At 30.4% G+C, this 23,336-nt stretch carries 23 protein-coding genes; 9 read left to right on the top strand and 14 right to left on the bottom strand.

The window, feature by feature from the left end:
• Positions 1-5: 5 nt before the first annotated feature.
• The 13 genes from ACMFBB_RS14380 to thiL form a co-directional block, all read right to left on the bottom strand.
• Positions 6-1,499, bottom strand: a complete 1,494-nt coding sequence (locus tag ACMFBB_RS14380) for a GH3 auxin-responsive promoter family protein (RefSeq protein WP_435261447.1) — start codon at positions 1,497-1,499, stop codon at positions 6-8.
• Positions 1,500-2,363 carry a M23 family metallopeptidase gene (locus ACMFBB_RS14375; protein ID WP_435261446.1) on the bottom strand — a complete coding sequence of 288 codons (864 nt, stop codon included), beginning with the start codon at positions 2,361-2,363 and terminating at the stop codon, positions 1,500-1,502. It abuts the gene before it with no gap.
• An 83-nt stretch (positions 2,364-2,446) separates the two neighbouring features.
• The gene (locus tag ACMFBB_RS14370) at positions 2,447-3,325 is read right to left on the bottom strand and encodes a hypothetical protein (RefSeq protein ID WP_435261445.1); all 879 of its coding nucleotides are present in this window, start codon (positions 3,323-3,325) and stop codon (positions 2,447-2,449) included.
• A gap of 68 nt (positions 3,326-3,393) precedes the next feature.
• Positions 3,394-3,837, bottom strand: a complete 444-nt coding sequence (locus ACMFBB_RS14365; RefSeq protein WP_435261444.1) for a hypothetical protein — start codon at positions 3,835-3,837, stop codon at positions 3,394-3,396.
• A gap of 56 nt (positions 3,838-3,893) precedes the next feature.
• Positions 3,894-4,274: a hypothetical protein gene (locus ACMFBB_RS14360; protein ID WP_435261443.1), complete on the bottom strand. Its 381-nt coding sequence runs from the start codon at positions 4,272-4,274 to the stop codon at positions 3,894-3,896.
• A gap of 6 nt (positions 4,275-4,280) precedes the next feature.
• Positions 4,281-4,853 carry an RNA polymerase sigma factor gene (locus ACMFBB_RS14355; protein ID WP_435261442.1) on the bottom strand — a complete coding sequence of 191 codons (573 nt, stop codon included), beginning with the start codon at positions 4,851-4,853 and terminating at the stop codon, positions 4,281-4,283.
• 109 nt (positions 4,854-4,962) lie between these two features.
• Positions 4,963-5,811, bottom strand: coding sequence for a hypothetical protein (locus ACMFBB_RS14350; RefSeq protein ID WP_435261441.1), 849 nt, complete (start codon positions 5,809-5,811; stop codon positions 4,963-4,965).
• Positions 5,812-5,877: 66 nt separating this feature from the next.
• Complete coding sequence (gene nadD, locus ACMFBB_RS14345) at positions 5,878-6,465, bottom strand: nicotinate (nicotinamide) nucleotide adenylyltransferase (protein ID WP_435261440.1); 588 nt, start codon at positions 6,463-6,465, stop codon at positions 5,878-5,880.
• 28 nt (positions 6,466-6,493) lie between these two features.
• A complete protein-coding gene (gene gmk / locus ACMFBB_RS14340) occupies positions 6,494-7,078 on the bottom strand; it encodes a guanylate kinase (RefSeq protein WP_435261439.1) in 585 nt (194 codons plus the stop codon).
• On the bottom strand, positions 7,079-7,945 hold the full coding sequence (locus ACMFBB_RS14335; RefSeq protein WP_435261438.1) for a YicC/YloC family endoribonuclease: 867 nt from the start codon (positions 7,943-7,945) through the stop codon (positions 7,079-7,081).
• 31 nt (positions 7,946-7,976) lie between these two features.
• The gene (locus tag ACMFBB_RS14330) at positions 7,977-8,876 is read right to left on the bottom strand and encodes a DMT family transporter (RefSeq protein WP_435261437.1); all 900 of its coding nucleotides are present in this window, start codon (positions 8,874-8,876) and stop codon (positions 7,977-7,979) included.
• Positions 8,877-9,001: 125 nt separating this feature from the next.
• Positions 9,002-9,472, bottom strand: a complete 471-nt coding sequence (gene lysM / locus ACMFBB_RS14325; RefSeq protein ID WP_435261436.1) for a peptidoglycan-binding protein LysM — start codon at positions 9,470-9,472, stop codon at positions 9,002-9,004.
• Between the two features lie 194 nt (positions 9,473-9,666).
• Positions 9,667-10,713 carry a thiamine-phosphate kinase gene (gene thiL / locus ACMFBB_RS14320; protein WP_435261435.1) on the bottom strand — a complete coding sequence of 349 codons (1,047 nt, stop codon included), beginning with the start codon at positions 10,711-10,713 and terminating at the stop codon, positions 9,667-9,669.
• Positions 10,714-10,875: 162 nt separating this feature from the next.
• On the opposite strand from thiL, the gene ACMFBB_RS14315 reads away from it, so the two are divergent.
• The 8 genes from ACMFBB_RS14315 (at position 10,876) to sufD (ending at position 19,623) form a co-directional block, all read left to right on the top strand.
• Positions 10,876-12,339: a choice-of-anchor B family protein gene (locus tag ACMFBB_RS14315; protein ID WP_435261434.1), complete on the top strand. Its 1,464-nt coding sequence runs from the start codon at positions 10,876-10,878 to the stop codon at positions 12,337-12,339.
• A 6-nt stretch (positions 12,340-12,345) separates the two neighbouring features.
• Positions 12,346-13,668, top strand: a complete 1,323-nt coding sequence (locus ACMFBB_RS14310; RefSeq protein ID WP_435261433.1) for a hypothetical protein — start codon at positions 12,346-12,348, stop codon at positions 13,666-13,668.
• 4 nt (positions 13,669-13,672) lie between these two features.
• Positions 13,673-14,425, top strand: a complete 753-nt coding sequence (locus ACMFBB_RS14305) for an MbnP family protein (protein ID WP_435261432.1) — start codon at positions 13,673-13,675, stop codon at positions 14,423-14,425.
• Between the two features lie 5 nt (positions 14,426-14,430).
• Complete coding sequence (locus ACMFBB_RS14300; RefSeq protein ID WP_435261431.1) at positions 14,431-15,486, top strand: cytochrome-c peroxidase; 1,056 nt, start codon at positions 14,431-14,433, stop codon at positions 15,484-15,486.
• Positions 15,487-15,603: 117 nt separating this feature from the next.
• Positions 15,604-15,933: a HesB/IscA family protein gene (locus tag ACMFBB_RS14295; RefSeq protein WP_435261430.1), complete on the top strand. Its 330-nt coding sequence runs from the start codon at positions 15,604-15,606 to the stop codon at positions 15,931-15,933.
• A 28-nt stretch (positions 15,934-15,961) separates the two neighbouring features.
• Entirely contained in the window at positions 15,962-17,410 is a 1,449-nt protein-coding gene (gene sufB / locus ACMFBB_RS14290) for a Fe-S cluster assembly protein SufB (protein ID WP_435261429.1), read from the top strand.
• A gap of 95 nt (positions 17,411-17,505) precedes the next feature.
• Positions 17,506-18,258, top strand: coding sequence for a Fe-S cluster assembly ATPase SufC (sufC, locus tag ACMFBB_RS14285; protein WP_435261428.1), 753 nt, complete (start codon positions 17,506-17,508; stop codon positions 18,256-18,258).
• Between the two features lie 51 nt (positions 18,259-18,309).
• A complete protein-coding gene (gene sufD / locus ACMFBB_RS14280) occupies positions 18,310-19,623 on the top strand; it encodes a Fe-S cluster assembly protein SufD (RefSeq protein WP_435261427.1) in 1,314 nt (437 codons plus the stop codon).
• Between the two features lie 83 nt (positions 19,624-19,706).
• On the opposite strand, the gene ACMFBB_RS14275 is transcribed toward sufD, so the two are convergent.
• Positions 19,707-22,037, bottom strand: a complete 2,331-nt coding sequence (locus tag ACMFBB_RS14275; RefSeq protein ID WP_435261426.1) for a trypsin-like peptidase domain-containing protein — start codon at positions 22,035-22,037, stop codon at positions 19,707-19,709.
• A 477-nt stretch (positions 22,038-22,514) separates the two neighbouring features.
• On the opposite strand from ACMFBB_RS14275, the gene ACMFBB_RS14270 reads away from it, so the two are divergent.
• A complete protein-coding gene (locus tag ACMFBB_RS14270) occupies positions 22,515-23,225 on the top strand; it encodes a DUF547 domain-containing protein (RefSeq protein WP_435261425.1) in 711 nt (236 codons plus the stop codon).
• The last annotated feature ends 111 nt before the right edge of the window (positions 23,226-23,336 follow it).

The following is a 23,336-nucleotide window of genomic DNA, read 5'->3' as shown; positions in this document are numbered from 1 at the left end:
TGGAATTAAAGTAGATAATTATGTAAAACATCTGCTATTTTACGATTATCTGATAACTGTGGAATTTTATTTTGTCCTCCAAATTTACCTATAGATTTCATGTATTCATGAAAGCCTCCTTTTTTAACTCTTCTAATAACCAACGGACGTAATATTTTACCCTCAATTAAATCTTGGTAGTATATATTTTGTGCTTGCATAGAAGCATCTATTTTCAAAGACAATTCTTGTATGTTTTTTGGTTCATTTTCAAATTCAATAAACCACTCATGATATGGCAAACCACCTTCAGGGTTTACTTGAGGTGCTACCGTAAATTCACTAACGTTTATATCGGTACCAACAATAGCATCGTTTAATGCTTTTTCTACTTCCTTTCCTATAACATGTTCACCAAAGGCAGAAATAAAATGCTTAATACGACCAGTGACTTTGATTCTATAAGGCTTTAATGAAGTAAACTCAACTGTATCTCCAATATTATAGCCCCATAAACCAGCAGAAGTATTTAAAATGATAACATAATTCACACCAATTTCTACATCTTTTAAAGAAAGTCGTGTTGGGTTTTCATCAAAAAATTCAGTAGCTGGAATAAATTCATAAAAAATCCCTGAGTTTAACTGCAACAACATCCCTTTTTCTGTTTGAGAATCTTGATAAGCAATAAATCCTTCAGATGCAGGATATAACTCTACATAATCAATTTTTTTACCTATTAGAGCTTCAAATTTATTTTTGTAAGGTTCAAAATTCACACCTCCATATACAAAGAAATTAAAGTTAGGAAATAGCTCAGAAATTGTTTTTCCAGTTTTATCTATTAATTTTTCAAAATACATTTGTACCCAAGACGGAATTCCACTAATCACGGTCATATCTTCAGGCAAAGTTTCTTCAACCACTTTATCTACTTTGGTATCCCAATCTTCAATACAATTTGTTTCCCAACTAGGTAAACGGTTTTTTAACAAGTAATTCGGAACATAGTGAGCCGCTATACCACTTAAACGTCCTAATTTCACTCCGTTTTTATCCTCTAACACAGGGCTTCCCTGAAGGAATATCATTTTTCCATTAACAAAACTAGCATCTTTTGTTTCCGCTATATAAAATAACAATGCGTTACGAGCCGCCTTAATGTGTGTTGGCATTGACTCTTTAGTTATAGGTATATACTTTGCTCCTGATGTTGTACCTGATGTTTTTGCAAAATAAATAGGCTTCCCTTTCCATAACACGTTATCTTCTCCTGCTACAATTCTATCAACATAACTTCGTAAACCTTCATAATCATTTATTGGAACACGCTTTTTAAAGTCCTCATAGGTATTAATAGATATAAAATCATGATCTTTTCCAAAAGCAGTTTTACACCCTTCAGTTATTAAGTATTCAAATACTTTTTTTTGAGTTTTGTGTGGGTTATTAGCCCACTTATAAACTCGCTTTCTTACTTGCTTTGCAAAAGGAATTGCTAATTTCGATTTAATACTCATTTACTGAAAATCTATATAATTTACTGGGTTTACAGGGTACCCGTTATTCCATAACTCAAAATGTAAATGTGGTCCAGTAGATAACTCACCTGTTGAACCTACATTGGCTATTACTTCACCTGATTTTACTATTTCTCCCTGTTCTTTTAATAATGTTCCATTATGTTTATAAACAGAAATAAACTTGTTTGTATGTTGCAACATAATAACATATCCTGTTTCAGCAGTCCATTCAGATAAAATAACAGTTCCATCAGCGATTGCCATAACTGGAGTGCCTGTTTGCGCTACAATATCAACAGCAAAATGCTTTTCATTAACATCAAATTGCTGAGACATATTACCTTTTAATGGAGCAAAGAATACATTTTTAGCTCTATTTAAACCTCCTTCAGTTAAAGGAAATCTATCTTTACTTTCTACCTTTTCTCTAAAAGCAGAATCTTTTTTTGTAGGTTGTAGCAGTTTCTCATCTAAAACAACTCCCATTCCATCACTAATAATAGAATCTATTTTTTCAGGTTTAATATCACCAGTTAAAACAGGTTTAATAGCTCTAGTATAATTTTCTAATACTATTAGTTTTTGTTTTAACGAATCAGCCTTATAAATTGCTCGAGTCGCTTTCTTCTTTAATGAAGTTGAAGAATATCCTGGTATATATTCTCTTAATGAAGTAAAAGCTATTATTAATGTTGTTAGCATCACTAATAATATGGAAAACAAACCACCAAAAACAAATACATTTAGCCTTGATAACTTTAAAGAAAACCGCTCTTGAAAAGTATCTTCATTTAAAATTACCAGTCTGTATTTGTCTGTTAGCTTCTGTTTTAACTTTCCTTTTTTATGTTTTGTAGCCACAGTTAAGTAATATAGTAAGTTTGGACTTCAAATATACAACGAAAATTTTTCAATTCTTTTCTAACAGAAGTATTAAAGTTTTGTTATAATCCTAATAAATATGCAATAGAAAACATAAATGTTCCTGTTGTTTTAAGATTAGATTCCCCTTCTAAAGCCGATGGAAAATTTAAAATATAACCTGCTTCAAAATCAAATCCAGAATACGAATATTGCAAGGGCAACAAAAGCTGAGCATTTAACAACCCAAATTCATTGTTTTGCCTATATATTGTAAAAGTTCTATTTCTAAAAGTAAATGTTTGTGCTAATTGAATGGTTTGCTGGGCTACAATAAAACGAAGTGTAGGCCTTAAATTCAATTCACTTTTCTTAATTTTTAACAACGAAATCTCACCATAACTAGAGGATACTATTTGACCAGACTTTTCAGTTCCAAACAAAAAACTTGTAGCTAATTCGGTGCCAAGAGTTCTTGATTTATTATCTATCTCTAAACTTAAATTTATAGAATTTTTTAAGGGGTTATTGCTTGGTTCGCTAAAAAAATAACGATCATAATAAACTGACCACCTAAACATTTTTGTTTTCCCAAATCGCTTACCATATCCAACTGTTATTGAAGTATAATCCCATTTAGGATCTAGCTCTTTATAATAAACTCCAGAAAGTCCGGCAAAATATCCTTTAGAATGAATATAGTTTATTTGGGGGGTTATGGATAGTTGATCTATTCCAATATCCCTTCCTGAAAAATATGTATTGTTATTATAATTAATAGAGAAATGTAAAAAATTTAAATTTTCAGACAATTTAAACAAGTCTTCAATAATCTCATCACTAAATAAACTATCTATAATTTCATCTTCTTCTGTAATGACTTCTATTTTGTTTTGTTTTTCTTGAGCATACGCCGTTATAAAACTAAATAGCACCAAAAAATTTAAGCACAGTTTTTTCATGATAATTTAAAAATACAAAAAGTGGTTGAACTATCAACCACTATAATCAAACAAGTTTAAAAAATTCATTAATTTCTTATCCTTCTTCTTTTCTCTCTATTTAAATTTTTTTTAATATTTTTTTTAATCGTCTTCTTTTTATTCCCTATCCTCCTCTTTAATTGTTGTCGCTGCTTAGGTGTTAATGTTGCTCTGAACTTAGCCTTAACATTTTTCACACTTATTTTATTTTGTTTAATAATTCTTTTCTGAAAAGAATTAAGTGTACTCTTTAAAGCGTTTTGTCTTTCTTTTTTGGTTAGAGATTTATCTTTTAGGATTGTTAATTGTTTTTCTGAAAGAGTTTCTTTAAATTCCTTCCTATGCTTTTTTATTAACTCCTTTTGAGTATTTAACAACTCTTTTTGTTCCTCCGAAAGGTTTAAATCCCCCTGTAAATCTTGAGAATACGAATTAAATACACTTAAAAAAAGTGATATTAAAACAATCTCTATAACTTTCAAACTTCTCATCTTTTATCTTATTAAACTCTATTCTTTAGACCCTTATATTCTAAAAAAGTTTTAACTTATTCTACAAAAACTTCTTTTGTAAGTAGTTCTTCATTAACATAATCATCTAATAAATCATCAATATCAGCCTCTTCTTCCATGATAGATGCTATTAAAATATCATTATCTAACTCATACCCTACTTCATCAAAAGGATTATACACTGCTAAGAAAAATAATAACGTAATCACTGCAGCAGCAGACCAAATGTACATTTTCTTAGAAAGAAAAATAATCTTACCTTTTTTATTTTCATGTACCGTTTGATTAAGTATTGCCTTTTTTGATTTTGCAAAATAATCATCAGGTATACCTAACCCTAAATCTTTTTTATGTTTTTTTTCTGAATTCACATCTAATGTATTTCGATAGATAAAGTTATCAATTTGTACGCTCATTACAAACTATGCTTTAATTTTTTCTACATATTCTATAGTTGTAATATTTTTTTCTATATGTTTTACAACTGCATAATAATGCGTTTTAATTGTATTTTCACTTATGTTTAATAGTTTAGAAATCTCTCTAAACTTTAAATTATCATAATATTTCATCTGAAAAACTCTCTTTTGATTTTCAGTCAATGTACTTAATATCTCATGTAATTTTATTTGAGCTTGTTCTCCATCAAAAAACACATCACTTTTTAAATTACTTAAAAAAGTATCACTTACTTCTTGTAACGATGAAAAACTTTTCTTTTTTTCTTTTTCTAAAAACCTAATAGACTCGTTGTACGCTATTCTATACATCCAAGTATGTAAAGAGCTTTCTTGTTTAAATTTTGATAAACTTTTATACACTCGTATAAAAGTATTTTGTAAAACATCATCTGCATTTTCATGGGTGCCTACTATTTTTCTAATATGCCAATACAATCTTTCCTGGTATAAATCTAATAATTTTGTAAAAGCTCTATCTCTGTACTTTTTACTTGATAGTTCTTTTATAAAGTTAGCTTCATTCATAATACTCATAGAATAGTGTTGATTGTTAGACCCTTGAAAAGGTAAAAAGTTCTAAAAAAATAGTTGTTTTTTTTTAAAAAGCCAAATCAAATCATTTAATTTGGCTTTTAAACTCCTGCTATTTACGTTTTCTATCTTTCAAAGTTATCTCTTTAACTCTTCCAGTTTCATCAGTAATCGTTGCTAAATTATCACACGATCCATCACCAAAATCTAATACATATTTACTAGTTCCTTTAGTTAGCTCAATTACTCCACTAACAATATACTTACATGCATATTCTCTTCTTAAGCTAGTTGTTATTTGTGCTTTTTTAGCATTTCCATTTTTATTTACAGACTCCCAAAAACCTGAAATTAAAAACACATCATCGCCTCTATCTTTTGTATCAGCTCCTGCTATTTTTTCTTTTACTTTTTCCCCTTTTTTAACAATGGCTTCTCCTGATTCTAATGTAATGGTAATATCAACCATATGCGATCTCTCAGGATTTCCATTTGCATTTTCTTTTACTTTACTTGCAGACATTCCTCCTTCAATAGCATTTCCATTAACTGAGAAATTTTCAAATGATACTGTTTTAGAAAATGACTGATTTTCAAGCACATACTCTATAATAATTTTCCCGGCAAAAATTCTTCCTCTTTTACCTTCACAACCAGCTCCAAAATCTAAGTTTACGATTTTACCGTTTGTTGTAGCTTCAACTGTTCTTACTATACAAGATGGATGATTACTTGTTGTTGAAGTTCCTCTAGATGCTAACTCAATTTCTGCCGAATCATCTTCAATAACATCGTCTACATCTGATGTTATATCATCTGCTAAAACAACTTTTAATGCTTCTTCTGTAGTTAAATCATCATTTAATAGCTCTTCATTACTATTTGATTCACATGAAGCAAATAATAAAAGTCCTAAAAATCCAAGGTAACATAAATTTCTTTTTACAAATCTTAAAGTCATAATTACTAATTTTTAAAGTTAATCAGTTCTTTGACCTAAGAGTTCTAAAAAAGTTTTAAAAAAAGTTTATTTTTTATAAAAGTTCATCTCATCAATATACTTCCATACTTCACTAGAAAGAAGTGGACGTACTGATTTATCTAGCTTTATAGCATTTCTAATCATTGTAGAAGAAATTTGCACAATTGGAGCTTGCACTTTATTAATTTTTATGTGATTATCAAATTTATTCTCAATAATCCCCTCAGATATTCGTGGGTATACATAAACACTATAATCATCCAAAATAGCTTCATAATTTTTCCATTTATGAAAGCTTTTTAAGTTATCCTCTCCCATAATTATACTAAATGAGTGTGTAGGATATTTATCAGAAACATGAGTTAAAGTATTGATTGTATAATTAGGTTGAGGCAAATTAAACTCAATATCAGACGGTTTAATTTTATCATACTCTTTCGTAGCCAAGTACACCATCTCTAATCGATGGTAATTATCTAAAAGCGAACTTTTTTTCTTAAAAGGATTATGAGGTGTTACTACCATCCATATTTCATCAAGATCAGAGTTTTCAACCATATGATTAGCTATAATCAAATGCCCTACATGTATAGGGTTGAATGTTCCAAAATACAATCCTACCTTTTTACTCATAAAAACAAATCTATTAATACTTTATAGCTTATTTTAACTCTAAAAACTCATCTACTAAATCTTCGGCATCTTGCAAAGCTACTTCTAAATCGTAGTTTTTTATAATCTTATCAAACTGAGGTGCCGTAGCTAATTCAATTGGTGCTTTTGCTATTCTTGCAGCAATTTTCTTATCGCTTTCTTCTCCCCTTTTCTTTAACCTTTTCAATAATTCATTAATGTCTGGTGGCTTGACAAAAACGGCTAATGTTTGCTCAGGAAATTTTTCTTTTATGCGAAGTCCTCCCCTAACATCTATATCAAAAATAACGTGCTTCCCTTTTTCCCAAATGCGTTCTACCTCTGTTTTAAGAGTTCCATAAAAATTATCCATATATACTTCTTCCCACTCTAAAAACTCTTCACTCTTAATTTTTTGTTTAAAATCTGCCAGAGAAATATAATAATAATCAACTCCTTCTTCCTCATTACTTCTAGGTTCGCGAGAAGTAGCTGAAATAGAAAACTCTAAATTAAACCTTTCTTGAGCCAATAAATGACGTACAATTGTTGTTTTACCTGATCCTGAAGGTGCTGAAAACACAAATAATTTACCTTGAAAATCTTTCGCCATTTATAATACGTTTAAAATTTGCTCTTTAATTTTTTCTAACTCGTCTTTCATTTGAATGACTATTTTTTGAATTGGTGCAAAATTAGCTTTAGACCCTGTGGTATTGATTTCTCTTCCTATTTCTTGCACAATAAAACCTAGTTTTTTTCCATTAGAATCAGCAGTTGCTAATTGTTGTAAAAAATATTCTAAATGATTGGCTAAACGCACTTTTTCTTCGTTGATATCTAACTTCTCTAAATAATAAATTAGTTCTTGCTCAAAACGATTTTCATCCGCTTCAACTTTCAAATCAGCTAACGCTTTTTGTAGTCTTTCTTTGACATGATTAATTCTATCTCCATCTAACTTCTTAACTTCTTCTAAAGCTATTTTTATATTTTCAATTCTTTGCTGAAAGTCTTCTTCTAATGATTTAGCTTCATCTTTTCTATATTGAACAATTTCTTTTACAGCAACTTCAATATGACTTTCTATTTGTTTCCACTCTTCAACATCTAATTCTTCTCTTTCTGTTTTTAAGGCATCTGGCATTTTTATGGCCATTTGCAATAAGTCTACATCATCACTAGAACCTGTTTGAACAATGTTTCTTAGTTGCTCCATGTATTCTTTAACAACTCCTTTATTTACAGCTGTTGAAGTTTCATCAGCAGTCATTTCTACATAAATTGAAAAATCAACCTTACCTCTTACCAAACTGCTAGCTAACTTTTTTCTTACTGTTAGTTCTTTCTCTTTGTAGTAAGATGGTATACGCGTATTTAAGTCTAAATTTTTACTGTTCAGTGATTTTATTTCAATTGTTACTTTCTTGGTAGGTAACTGCAATACGGACTTACCGTATCCTGTCATAGACTGTATCATATTTTCAATTTAATGAAGTGCAAAGATACACTTATTTATTAGTAGTTTTTGGCACTTGTTTTGTTACTAAAGCAACCCCTAAAAATATAAGTAAAGTTGCAATTACTTTTACAATATTTAAACTATCACTTCCTCTAAACAAAGCAAACATCGTTGCCAATACTGGTTGTAAATAAATAAATACGCTTACCGTTGTGGGTTTTAATTTTGTTAATGCAAATAGGTTGAATAAGTAAGTAATACAAGTTGAAAAAAACACAACGTACCCTATTTTTAAATAAACAGAAGTACTCATCATATTAAAATCAATATTCATAAGCTCAGTAAAACCAAAAGGTAATACCATTATAAAACCAAACAAATACAACCACCTAACAAAAATTATTGGATTGTACTTATTAATTAGTTTTTTCACCAACACTAAATACAAGCCATAAGAAGCCGCATTGATAAACACTAAAAAATTTCCTAATACTACATTACTTCCATATTTATCTGATGTATTTCCGTAAATTATTAATACAACAGCTCCTATTAATCCTATAATAACACCTAATATTTTTATTGGTACTATTTTTTCCTTTATTAATATAGATGAAAAAATCAAAACTAGTATCGGTGCTGTTACCATAATTGCTGATGCACTAATTGGAGTTGTATAACTTAACCCTTTAAAAAAAGTTAACATATTTAAACAAACTCCAAAAAAAGCGGCTATTGCGATCTTTTTATAATCTTCATATTCAATTTTTTGCTGTTTAATAAATAAACTTGTTAACCAAAAAAAGACAGTTGCACCCCCTATTCTTACTACTATAAAACCATAAGGAAGTATATGTTTTGGCATTACCTCTTTAGCAATAGTAAAAGTTATTCCATAAATTAAAGCAGTTATAGCTAGGGCTATTAAAGCTAAAGTTCTTCCGTTCATATATAAAAAAATAAAGTGCAAAATTGAGAATAAAATTCAAATTTCCACTTATTATTTCATCTAAAATAAGTTAAAAAAAAGCACTACATCACGTAGTGCTTTTCTTTTGGTTGATTAACTTTTGATTAGTCCACTATAGGTGGTATTCTCAACACTTGTCCTGGATAAATTTTATCTGGATGTGATAACATTGGCGTATTTGCTTCAAAAATAACTGGATACTTCATAGCATTACCATAAAATGTTTTAGCTATTTTCCCTAAAGTATCTCCACTAACAACAGTATGAAACTGCGCCAAATCTTCTTCTTTAATTTCTTCAACCTCGGCAACAGTCATATTATCTTCAACAGTAGCAATGCCCTCTGTATTCCCTACTACTAAAACTACTTTTTCTTTAGTTGCTAAATCAGCAGCTTCTCCGTTTACTATTGCCTTATCATCTTCAATATCTATTGATAAATCAAGTACAGATAATTCTAAAGCGTTTACAGCATCTACTAATTTAGCTGCTTTTTCAGCTGCTTCCTCTTCTGTTGATTTTCCGACACCAAAAACTTTCGCTCCGGCATTCTTAATAAATGAAAAAATTCCCATTCTTTTTTTGATTTTTTGTTAATTAATACTCATTTTCGTTGGACTAATATACAATATTTATGCCAAGAAAATAAAATTAAAACACTCGTATCTACCTGCAATAGAACACCAATAAAACAATTTAATAATGATTCAAAATATATTTAGAAACAATTAAAGCATAAAAAAAGCCGTTAAAAACGACTTTTTTATTTTTATCCTTTAAAAGAGTTCCATCCTTGAGCCTTTAGTTCTATTTCTTGATTGGCCCTTGTTACTAAATTCATTCCTTGATTTTCTTCAGTAATATGGCCTACCACACTTAAATTAGGATTTCCTTTTATTTTATCATAATCATCTATTGAAATTGTAAATAACAACTCATAGTCTTCTCCTCCACTTAAAGCTACCATTGTAGCATCTATATCAAATTCTTCACAAGTAGAAATTACTTGAGGATCTAAAGGTAACTTATCTTCATATATCTTACAACCAGCATTACTTTGAGTGCATATATGCATTATTTCAGAAGATAATCCGTCTGAAATATCAATCATAGATGTAGGCTTAACATCTAGCTCTTTCAATAATTCGGGGATATCTTTTCTAGCTTCAGGCTTTAATTGTCTTTCAATAATGTAAGAATAATTATCTAAGTCAGGTTGATTTTCTGGATTAACCTGAAACACTTGCTTTTCTCTTTCTAGAACTTGCAACCCTAAATACGCTCCACCTAAATCACCAGAAACAACAATTAAATCAGTAGGTTTAGCCCCATCTCTGTATATTACATCTTCTTTATTTGCCTTTCCAATTGCTGTGATTGAAAGTAACATTCCTTTTGTTGATGAAGTAGTATCTCCTCCAATTAAATCAATATTATAAGTATTACACGCTAATTGAATTCCTGCATATAACTCCTCTAACGCTTCTAATGGAAACCTATTCGAAATTGCAATTGATACTGTTATTTGCTCAGCCTCAGCATTCATTGCATATACATCTGATAAATTAACCATTACTGCTTTGTACCCTAAATGCTTTAGAGGCATGTAACTTAAATCGAAATGAACACCTTCAATTAGTAAGTCTGTAGTTACTATTGTTTGTTTTTCAGATGAATCTATAACAGCTGCATCATCTCCAACACTTTTAACAGTAGTTTTATGATATGATGAAAAATGTTTTGTTAAATGTTTTATTAAGCCAAACTCACCTAGTTCAGACAACGACGTTTTTTCTTGATTTTTATCTTCTAACATTTTGCAAAGATACTACTCCGATTGTAAACTAAAGAAGAATAATACAACATCCTTTTTTTAAGCTATATTTTTTCGCTTAGGGTGTTTACTTACTTAATTGTTAAACTTATACATATAATCTTTTAATATTTCATAAATTTGTCTTAACCCAAAAATTATATCATGATAAGAAAAATACTTTTTTCACTTTCTTCTATTGTATTATTTACAAGTGTTAGCTATGCGCAAACACCTTGTGATAATGGAAAAGCGGGTGAATACCCATGTAAAGGTTTTGATTTACTATCTAATATTCCTGTATCTACTTTAGCGAATAGTAATAAAAGTGTAAATGGGAATGACCCTGATGGTAGTGATATTTGGGGATGGACAGATGCTACAACAAACAAAGAATATGCTATTGCAGCAATGACTAACAGCACTGCTTTTGTTGACGTTAGTGACCCTGTTAATCCTATTTTTTTGGGAAGATTAGATTCTAATGCTAACAGTCATTATTGGAGAGATGTTAAAATATACAACAACCATGCTTTTATTGTTGCTGACAATGTTGGTAACCACGGAATGCAAGTTTTTGATTTAACTAGATTAAGAAATGTTACAACACCACAAAATTTTACAGCTGATAAAATTTATACTGGGGTAGGTAGTTGCCATAACATTGTTATTAATGAAGCAGCGGCTGTTGCCTATTTAGTTGGCTGTAAAAGCACCAATGGAGGTGGACCTATTTTTGTAGATATTTCTGACCCTACAAATCCGAAAGACCTAGGAAATTATACAGATGACGGGTATTCTCATGACGCTCAAGTTGTAACCTACAATGGACCAGACACTGCGTATAAAGGAAAAGAAATTTACATAGGTAGTAATGAAAATGAAGTAGTTATTTTAGATGTTACAGATAAAACAAATGTAAAAAAACTATCAACTATTGATTACCCTCAAATAGGATATACACATCAAGGATGGTTCACTGATGATCATCGGTTTTTTATCCTTGGAGATGAAACTGACGAAAAAGATCTTGGTATGAACACCAGAACTTTAATTTTTGACCTTCAAGATTTAGACGCTCCAAAATTATCGTCAACCTACCTTGGAGCTTCAAAAGCTATTGATCATAACGGATATGTTAAGGGGAATGAATTTTACATGGCTAGTTATAGAGCCGGTCTAAGAGTTTTTGACATTACTAATATAGCGGCTTCATCAAATTCAATGACTGAAACTGGATACTTTGACACATATCCTGCTGATGACAATACTGCTTTTGACGGTGCTTGGAGTGTGTACCCTTATTTTGCTAGTGGTAATATTATTATTAATGATATTAACCGTGGCCTTTTTGTTGTTAGAAAAAGTGGTACTCTTTCTTCAGGTTCTGAAAATTTAAAAGAGAGTAGCTTTTCAATAAACCCCAATCCAACAAACACTTCTCCAATAATTAGTGCTAAAAACAATACTATAAAATCAATTGAGGTATACAGTATTTTAGGAAAAAAAATATTTTCTAAACAAAATATTAACCAAACAAAATTCGTTTTACCAATTAGTCAAAATGCAAAAGGAATTTACCTTGTAAAAATAAATGGACGAACATCAAAAAAACTAATTCTTAAATAACTATAATTGGTAAGAAATTTATATAAATATATTTTAATTTTCTTCTTTTTAAGTTGTTCGAAAGAAGGCATTACATTTAAAAACAATACTTTCTTAGAACAACTAGATTTTGTAAAAACAATAGGAGGCTCTAAAAATGAAGTTGCAAAATCTGTGATTAAAACAATAGATGGTGGGTATGTTATTTTAGGATATACCCAAAGTAATGATTTAGATTTCTCACAAAAAACAAATACTAGTTTTGATTATACTGTTCTTAAATTTTCTTCAGATGATACATTAGAATGGAAAAAAACATATGGAGGATCTAATGACGACAGAGGAGAAAAAATTATCTCTACATCTGATGGAGGATATGCTATTTTAGGGTACACTAAAAGCAATGACATAGATATTACTAACAACGCTGGAGACAGAGATTACTGGTTAGTTAAACTTACCAATAACGGAAACATTTCATGGCAAAAAACTTTTGGATATATTGGTAAAGATATTGGAACTGCGCTCATACAAACTGATGACGGTGGCTTCTTAATTGCTGGCGAATTAGACGTAACATCCTCTGGAGGTTTAGGAAACTCCAAATCTTCTGTAATACAACATGCTGGTGGCGACGTTTGGGCTTTAAAATTAAATAACCTTGGAGCAATAGAATGGAGTAAATATTATGGAGGAACTTTTACCGATACACCTCATGGTATAGTTAAAACAAATGATGGTTATATTTTAGCTGGAATTTCTGACAGTAGCGATGTTGATATTACAAACAATAAAGGCTCTTATGACTTTTGGGTCATTAAAATAAACAAAAAAGGAGAACTCATATGGAATAAAAATTTTGGAGGCTCTGAAATTGATGAAGCAAAAGCAATTGTTTCTACCGATGATAATAATTTTTTAATTGTTGGAAATACAAGAAGCTCCGACAAAGATGTTAGTAATAATAAAGGAGGAGCTGACCTATGGGTTATTAAAATTAATCCTGCTGGGGATTTATTATGGCAAAAAAACTTTGGAGGCAATAACTTTGATGTGGGAAATTCTATTAAAAAAATGAACGATGGAAATTTTCTTCTTGCTGGAAGTTCAAGAAGTGCAGATGGAGGTGTTACTAATAAAGGACAAAATGATGCTTGGATTTTAAAAATTTCTCATACTGGAAATCTATTATGGCAAAAAACAATTGGTGGTACTGAGATAGATTTTTGCTACGATGTAACAGAGCTTAACAATGGAACTGTTATTGGCGTTGGAGAAAGCTCAAGTAACAATAATGACATAACAAACAATAAAGGTTTTTCTGACCTACTTATAATAAAATACAAATAAAACAATGAAAAATTACGCTATACTATTTTTATCTATTATACTTTTTTCTTGTAGTGTTGATAACGATGAACCTATTAAAGAAGTTTCAATCAAGCTAAATTTTGCTCATAATTGGGGTGGAACTGAAGTAACAAAAAGCGATTTTAATACTACAGAGTTTGAAAACTCAAAAGGAGTTAAACAAACGATAGAACGCTTACGCTATTTAATTTCTAGAATAACACTTACAAACGGAAATAAAGAAGAAATTAATTTTGACGGATATAAACTAGTCGATTTGAGTGATTCTGAAAACTTAACACATACTTTATCTCAAAAAATTTCTGAAGGAACCTACACCCTTTCTTTCACTTTTGGTTTTAATAATGAAGACAATAAAGATGGTATTTATAAAGATTTAAACACTGCTTTGTGGAACGTTACTATGCTAAATGGTGGCTATCATTTTATGCAACTTGACGGAAAGTATAAAGACAATCTTGGAGACCTTCAACCTTATAACTTTCATGCAATTCAAGCGTACGATAAAACAACTAATGAAAGTAAAGATACATTTTTTGTTGTTGAGCTGGGCACTGTATCATTACAAAACAATGCCACTATTACCATAAATATGGATATTTCTAAATGGTTTAAAACTCCAAATGAATGGGATTTAAATACTTTAAATGTAAAGTTAATGGGTAATTTCGAAGCTCAACAACAAATTTCTGAAAACGGTCGAAATGTATTTAGTATTGGAACTATTAGTCAATAAATTAAATGAAGAGAATAGGCATACTACTTCTTGTATTTTTTATAAATTGTTCTTCACAAAACGAAGAAGAAGCATATGTACCTAAACCTATAGACCTAGAAATACCTGAAATACTAAAAATAAAACTGATAGCGCCGGTTATTCCTTCAACAAACCCTTTAACCGAAGAAGGAGTTGCTTTAGGTAAAAAATTATTTTTTGATACACTTTTATCTAAAAACAATACACAATCTTGTGCCAGTTGTCATAATCCTAAAAAAGCATTTACCGATGAAACACGATTTAGCGATGGGGTAGACGGAATATTTGGCACAAGAAATTCTATGCCGTTATTTAATTTTGCGTGGAATTTTGATGATCGTTTTTCTTGGGACGGTAAAGAGCTTAGCTTAGAAAGACAAGCTTTTGAACCAGTTAGAAACCCTATAGAAATGCATAGCTTATGGACAAAAGTTGAAAATAAATTACAAAAACACCCTGAATACCCTACACTGTTTAAACAAGCATTTGGCACTTCAAAAATTGATTCAACACTCATAACTAAAGCAATAGCTCAATTTGAGAGAACATTAATTTCGGCAAACTCAAAATTCGATAAACACCTACTTGGTAAGGCACAACTAACTCCAGAGGAATTAAATGGATTCAATGTTTTTATAGATGAAGACAAAGGAGATTGTTTTCACTGTCACGGAAGCAATAACAACCCACTTTGGACAGATAATAAATTTCACAACAATGGCCTTGACAATACTTTTACCGATTTAGGCCTTGGAAAAGTCACTGGAGACTCTAACGATAATGGTAAATTTAAAACTCCTTCATTAAGAAATTTAGCGTTTACTGCTCCATATATGCATGATGGAAGGTTTTCAACACTAGAAGAAGTTATTAACCATTATTCCGAAGGTCTAAAATCATCAGCAACAATTGACCCTCTAATGAAAAAAATAGACAAAGGAGGAGTTCAACTAACTGAAAAAGAAAAAACGGATTTAAAAGCTTTTTTATTATCTCTATCAGATTACGACTTTATTAATAATCCTAAATTTCAAGAATAACTTTTAAACTATCAACAAATCTTATTGACTTATAAATGATATTCATTTCAAAAAATCATAAAAGTCATTTTTTGTGACTATCTTTGTAGTTGATTTAGATTTAATCTACTTTACATTATGATAAAAGTTTCAGATACAGCAAAAAAGAAAGTTATCGAGTTAATGACGGATGACGGATTTGATGCTACTAATGATTTTGTTAGAGTTGGCGTAAAAAGTGGAGGATGCTCAGGCTTATCATACGATTTAACTTTTGACAACAAAGAACAAGATGATGATAAAGTTTTTGAAGATAATGATGTAAAAATCATTGTTGATAAAAAAAGCTTTTTATACTTAGTTGGAACAACTTTAGAATACTCTGGGGGTTTAAATGGAAAAGGGTTTGTTTTTAACAATCCTAATGCCAATAGAACTTGTGGGTGTGGAGAAAGTTTCTCTTTATAAACTTATTGAAAACAGAACTTAAGAACTGATGAGTAAATACACTGAAGACGATTTACGAGAAGAACTAAAAACCAAAGAATATGAATATGGTTTTTATACAGATATAGAAAGTGAAACCTTTGCAAAAGGGTTAAATGAAGAAGTGGTTCGCGCAATTTCTAAAAAGAAAAACGAACCAGAATGGATGACTGAATGGCGTTTAGAAGCTTTTAGAGTTTGGGAAAAAATGGAAGAACCTGAATGGGCAAATGTTCATTATGAAAAACCTAACTTTCAAGAGATTGCATATTATTCAGCACCAAAAGAAAAACCAAAATTAAACAGTTTAGATGAGGTTGACCCTGAGTTATTAGACACTTTTAAGCGTTTAGGAATTTCTATTGATGAGCAAAAAAAGTTAGCAAATGTTGCTGTTGATATTGTAATGGATTCAGTTTCAGTTGCTACTACCTTCAAAGAAACTTTGGCTGAAAAAGGAATAATTTTTATGCCTATATCTGAAGCAATTCAAGAACACCCAGAATTGGTTAAAAAATATTTAGGAACTGTAGTACCTACTACTGATAATTTCTATGCAGCATTAAATTCTGCAGTTTTCTCTGACGGATCTTTCTGTTACATTCCTAAAGGAGTTCGCTGCCCAATGGAGTTATCAACCTATTTCCGAATTAATGAAGGAGGAACTGGTCAATTTGAAAGAACTTTAGTTGTTGCTGACAAAGGAAGTTACGTATCTTACCTAGAAGGATGTACTGCTCCAAGTAGAGATGAAAACCAATTACATGCAGCCGTTGTAGAATTAATTTCAATGGACGATGCTGAAATAAAATATTCTACAGTTCAAAACTGGTACCCTGGTAATGCTGAAGGACAAGGTGGGGTTTACAACTTTGTTACTAAAAGAGGATTGTGTGAAACAAACGCGAAAATTTCTTGGACTCAAGTAGAAACAGGGTCAGCTGTAACATGGAAATACCCTAGTTGTGTTCTTAAAGGGAATAACTCAGTAGGAGAATTTTATTCAATTGCTGTAACCAATAACCATCAACAAGCTGATACGGGTACTAAAATGATTCATTTAGGGAAAAACACTAAATCTACTATTATCTCTAAAGGTATATCTGCAGGAAGATCTCAGAATAGCTATAGAGGTTTAGTACAGATAAACTCTAGGGCTGAAAATGCACGTAATTTTTCTCAATGTGATTCCTTATTAATGGGTAATGAATGTGGTGCACACACATTTCCTTACATTGAAGTAAAAAATAAATCAGCTCAAATAGAACATGAAGCTACTACAAGTAAAATTGGAGAAGATCAATTGTTTTACTGTAATCAAAGAGGAATTGACACTGAGAAAGCAATTGCTTTAATTGTTAATGGATTTAGCAAAGAGGTTTTAAATAAACTTCCTATGGAATTTGCTGTTGAAGCTCAAAAATTATTAGAAATTTCGTTAGAAGGAAGTGTTGGATAATCTCCAATAAAATTAATTCCATATATATAAATATTAATTGTAAAAATCACACGCTTGCGGTTTAAAAACCAAAAGTAAATAGCATAAATATTAAGATGTTAAAAATAGAAAATTTACACGCGCAGATAGAAGATAAAGCTATTTTAAAAGGATTAAATTTAGAAATAAAAGCTGGTGAAGTTCACGCAATAATGGGGCCAAATGGTGCTGGAAAAAGTACTTTTGCAAACATTGTTGCTGGTAAAGAGGAATATGAAGTTACCAATGGAACTATTGAATTAAATGGTGAAGATATTAGCGAACTTGCTCCAGAAGAAAGAGCTCATAACGGTGTATTTTTATCTTTTCAATATCCAGTAGAAATCCCTGGGGTTACAGTAACTAATTTCATCAAAACAGCTATAAACGAATCTCGTAAGGCAAAAGGATTAGAAGAAATGCCAGCTAAAGATATGCTAAAAAAGATTCGTGAGAAATCTGAGCTATTGGAAATAGATCGTAAATTTTTATCACGTTCTTTAAACGAAGGATTTTCTGGAGGAGAAAAGAAACGTAACGAAATTTTTCAAATGGCAATGTTAGAACCTAAATTAGCTATTTTAGATGAAACTGATTCTGGCTTAGATATTGACGCTTTACGAATTGTAGCTAATGGTGTAAATAAATTAAAATCAAAAGACAATGCAGTAATCGTAATTACGCACTACCAACGTTTATTAGATTATATAGTACCGGATTTTGTACATGTTTTACACGATGGTAAGATTGTTAAATCTGGTGATGCTTCTTTAGCCTTAGAACTAGAAGCTAAAGGTTATGACTGGATTAAGGAAGAAGTAAATAGTTAAGAAGTTTAAAACAGTAACTTTTTAAACGTATACACTTTTAAACTAACAATAATGGAGTTGAAAGAAAAATTAATATCATCATATGTAGCTTTTGAGAACGACATCAATATCAATTCTGATATACATGAAATTCGCACAAAAGCTTTACAAAACTTTGAAGAATTAGGATTCCCTTCTAAAAAATTAGAAGCTTGGAAATACACTTCTTTAAATTCAATATTAAAAGAAGACTATAGTCTTTTTCCAGATAACGAAGTAGCAATTCAATTAGCTGATGTAAAAAAGTATTTTATTCATGAAATTGACAGTTATGCTATTGTTTTTATAGATGGTAAATACAGTTCATTTTTATCAAATACAACTCACGATGAAATGGATATCTGTTTACTATCTGCTGCTTTCACTAAAAGTAAATATAAGCCTGTAATTGAAAATTATTTCAATAAAATAGCTAAGCAAGATAATTTAACTTCGTTAAATACAGCTTACGCTAACGAAGGCGCTTTTATTCATATACCAAGAGGTGTTGAGGTTGAAAAACCTATTCAAATCATTAACTTCACTACTGGTAAAGAAAACGCTACAATGTTACAGCCTCGTAACTTAGTTGTTTTAGAAAATAATGCTCACGTTCAAATAATCGAGCGTCATCAAAGTTTAACTGACAACCCTGTTTTAACAAATTCTGTAACAGAAATATTCACAGATGTTCATGCTACTGTAGATTATTATAAAATACAAAACGATAACATTAATGCTTCTTTAGTTGACAATACTTACATTGAGCAACAAAGAGAAAGTATTTGTTCTGTGCATACATTCTCATTTGGAGGTAATATCACTAGAAATAACCTTAATTTTTATCAAAAAGGAGAGCGTATAGATTCTATATTAAAAGGTATCACAATCATAGAAGGAAAACAGCACGTTGACCATCATACATTGGTTCATCATATTGAGCCTAACTGCGAAAGTCATCAAGATTATAAAGGTATTTTTTCGGAACGTTCAACAGGTGTTTTTAATGGAAAGGTTGTAGTAGAGAAAGAAGCCCAAAAAACGAATGCTTATCAACAAAATAACAATGTACTTATTAGTGACAAAGCTACCATAAATGCAAAACCTCAATTAGAAATTTTTGCTGATGATGTAAAATGTTCTCACGGATGTACAATTGGACAACTTGATGATCAAGCATTATTTTACATGCAACAAAGAGGGATTCCTAAAAAAGAAGCTCAAGCATTATTAATGTATGCTTTTGCAAACACTGTTTTAGAAAGTGTGAAAATACCCGAAGTAAAAAAGAGAATTAACAAATTAATTGCAAACAAACTTGGAGTAAATATAGGTTTTGACTTATAAAAATCACGACCTTTTCTATTATATTAAAAAGAGCTCAGAAATTTCTGAGCTCTTTTTTTTTAATAATTATATGCTTTATAATTTTATTTTTTATTTGTTTTAATGAAACTCTTTGAATATGAATCCTTAGTACTTTGTACCTCTAGTACATAAAATCCTGCTTTAATTTCTTCGACAGAAATAGACTTAGCCAATGTACCTGTTTTAACAACAGCACCCGTTAAGTTAACTATTCGATAAGTTCCATTTAGTTTTCTTTCAGGTATGATTATATTCAACACACTATTAGAAGGGTTAGGATACACCATTAAATCATCTATAACTACTGACGTAGGAGTAAAAACTTCCACTTCATTTACCACACTATTTGTTCCAACACAGAAAGCTTTAGTATCAGTACTTGTAAATTGACCTCCTGAAGCTAAAACAGTTCCAGAACTATTTGTTAATTTATAAGAACCATTTCCATAACTACAACATATACCATCTCCATAAGAATCTTTAAAAATCAAGCTATAACAACCATTAGGTAAAGTTTTATTAACCGTGATTTTTGACCCATTTGCTTGACTGTTATAATTACTTCCTGAAGCAACTACAGTATTAGAACTATCGGTTATATCCCAACTTGTTTCTGACGAATAATTATCAAAAATTATTTCTAAGCTAACAGTAGAGTTTCCACCTCCAGTACTACCTGTAGAAACAGATAACTGATCAATAGCCATATCACCTTGCCAAGTGCTTCCTGTTACACCATTAAATCTAACCTGAACATCTGCACCAACATAACTTCCTAAATTAACACTAGCTGTTTGCCATGCGTCTCCTTGGTTACCAGATTTTTGCCAAACATTAGTCCAATTCACACCTTTATCAGTACTTACTTCTACTTTTAAATTCCCCATACCTGAAGCACCATACATATGATACTTAAATGACAAAGAAGCACTACTAGCTTGTTTTAAATCAAAACAAGGTGAAGTAATAATTGCTGATTTGTTTGAATAGTTTGGAGCTGAAGATTCCATGTATAAATAATAACTACCTTCATCAGCTGATGATGGACCTGTATTTCTAGAAGGTGTTGATCCAGATTTTAATGCCCAATTAAAATCATCAGTTGTACTTTGCTTCCAGTTTCCTAAAGAGCTTTCAAAACCTTGATTATAAGGAAATGAAGACACTGTGTTACTACATGTACCACCAGGAGGGTTTCCACCACCTCCACTGTTATCAACTCCTTTAGATGGCATATCAGAACCTATAGAGCTAATTAAGTTATCGGATCTTCCATAAGACCCATTAGGACATCCACCAGTGTTATGGATAGCTATTACCAAATTAGAATTATAATTCAATACAGGAGAACCTGAACTTCCTCCTTCAGTATCCGCATAATATCTTACTTGTTGACCTGATCCAGAAGAGCTTTCAAATACACGAGAAAAACCATCAGGAGTAGCATCTCTATCAGACTTAACTGAAATTTCTTTTCTTCTACCTCCTGGATGTTGAGGTATATATATTCTATCACCTTTTGAAGGAGCTGCTGAACTTAAACTTAAAAAACCATAAGTATTAGTAGGGTTTACAAGTAGTTTAACCAACGTATAATCAAGTGATGAATTTGTTTTGATAAATGAAGCTGAAGAAGCAACAACATTAGACTGTGCATTAGTTGACCCAGAACACCCTTCATATTGATAATTAAATACATAATCAGTATTTTGAGCATCAGAAGCAGACCCTATACAGTGATTATTAGTCATTAAATGACCTTCATCACCCAATAACCAACCTGTACATAAAGAACTACCACCTATTAATAACCTACAGACAGCTTTTGCTTTTTCATACATTTCAGTTCCTTGGTAACAAGCAATACGTTCCTTATCGTCATTAGAACATATTGATCTTCTTTGATTAGCCAATTTTTTCATTATTCTATCTTCACTATACCCATAAGCAACTTTACTAATTTCAAATCCATTATGCTTATTTGCTTTTCCAGAAGAATACAACTTAACTTCTACTTTATCATCAAATAATACTTTTGACCAAAAATTACTAATCATTGTCATATTATTATCTACAATCTTACCTTGTCCACCATAAATAATAGACTCCTTGCTTTTACTTCCAATAATTTCAACATAATCACCTGGAGCTAAATCAAAGTTTTTAAAATAAATTTTAATGTAAGAAGAGTTTTTGGAGAAGAACTCTTTTTTATAAACTAATTCTTTCTCATTAAGTTTAGATGCAGTTCTTTTAAATTTTTGATAACTTTTGGTGATTTTAATATCTGAGTCAAACTCATCACCTACCTTAAATACCTTTTGAGCATTTAAATTTTTTGTACACAAGAGTACAGCAGTCAAAAAGACTACTTTTAAAAAGTAATTTTTCATTTTTGAAGGGTTTATTTAGTTAATTAATTCAGGCTAATTTACTGATTATTAAAGTTTTTAACAAAAAAATGTTAAATTTTTATACTATTCACCTTAAAAAAACCGTCAAACCTCAGTAATCATAAAGCTTTTATTCTGTTAAAAAATTTACAATAAACCTAAAAAAAACTCATGAAAAATTCATTATAAACCTAAAAAACTTAGTCTTTTATTATCAATTTTGACTTTAAAAATCACCATTAACAACAATTATTTTTGTTAACGATAAATTATCGAATAAATTCCGAAACAATTTATGCATCCTAATAATTTGAATACACATACTTCGTAAAATGAAACAAATACTATACTCAAAAACAAATGAGGTTGCTACCCGAACCAAAAGGTTAAAATTCTATATTTTATTTAAACCTGTTGTAATGAATTATATGAATATCCGTCAAAGACATTATACATTTTATCAATAATCAATAAATTATGCGAAAAACTATTATTATAATCTGCTTACTTTTTATAAGTATACAAACACAAGCTCAAACTGATGTATTTAATGCACTTTTGAAAACATATGTTGATAATAAAGGTAATGTTGATTACAAAGGTCTTCGTAAAAACCGTGCTCTTTTAGACATTTATCTTAAGCACTTAAACAACACAATACCCGGTAAAAAGTGGTCTTCGAATAAAGCTAAAGCTTTTTGGATGAACGCATACAATGCATACACTATTAAATTAATTTTAGACAGTTATCCTCTTAAAAAGATAACGGCTATCAAAAGACAAGGTAAAAACGCATGGAAACTTCCTATTGCTAAAGTTGGTAAAAAAGAATATACTTTAGATTATATTGAACATAAAATTTTACGAAGATGGCATGATGACGCAAGAGTTCATGTGGGATTAAATGCAGCTTCTAAATCTGGACCATGCTTCCCTCCTTATGCTTTTACTGAAAAAAATATTGATGAAAAATTGCAAATATTGATGAAAAAATTCATCAATGACTCTACCAAAAATAAAATTTCAATAGACAAAGTAGAAGTTTCTAAAATTTTTGAATGGTATCAAGATGATTTTACCTCAAAAAATAGCTTGGTAGACTACATCAACAGATTCTCAAAAATAAAGGCGAATGACAATGCTGAGGTCGTTTATTTAAATTATAATTGGGATTTAAACGAAAAATAATTTAACACAAATCCTCATAAATATTATTTTCCCCATAGAAAAGAGCGAAGCATAAAAACTATTTTATGTTTCGTTTATATTTAGAAATACTATAGGTAATACTACCCGACA

This window comes from Tenacibaculum sp. nBUS_03 (genome assembly GCF_051201695.1).
In the GTDB taxonomy this organism is placed as follows: domain Bacteria; phylum Bacteroidota; class Bacteroidia; order Flavobacteriales; family Flavobacteriaceae; genus Polaribacter.
Note: the sequence above shows the minus strand (reverse complement) of the source record. Positions and strands in the feature narration are given on the sequence as shown.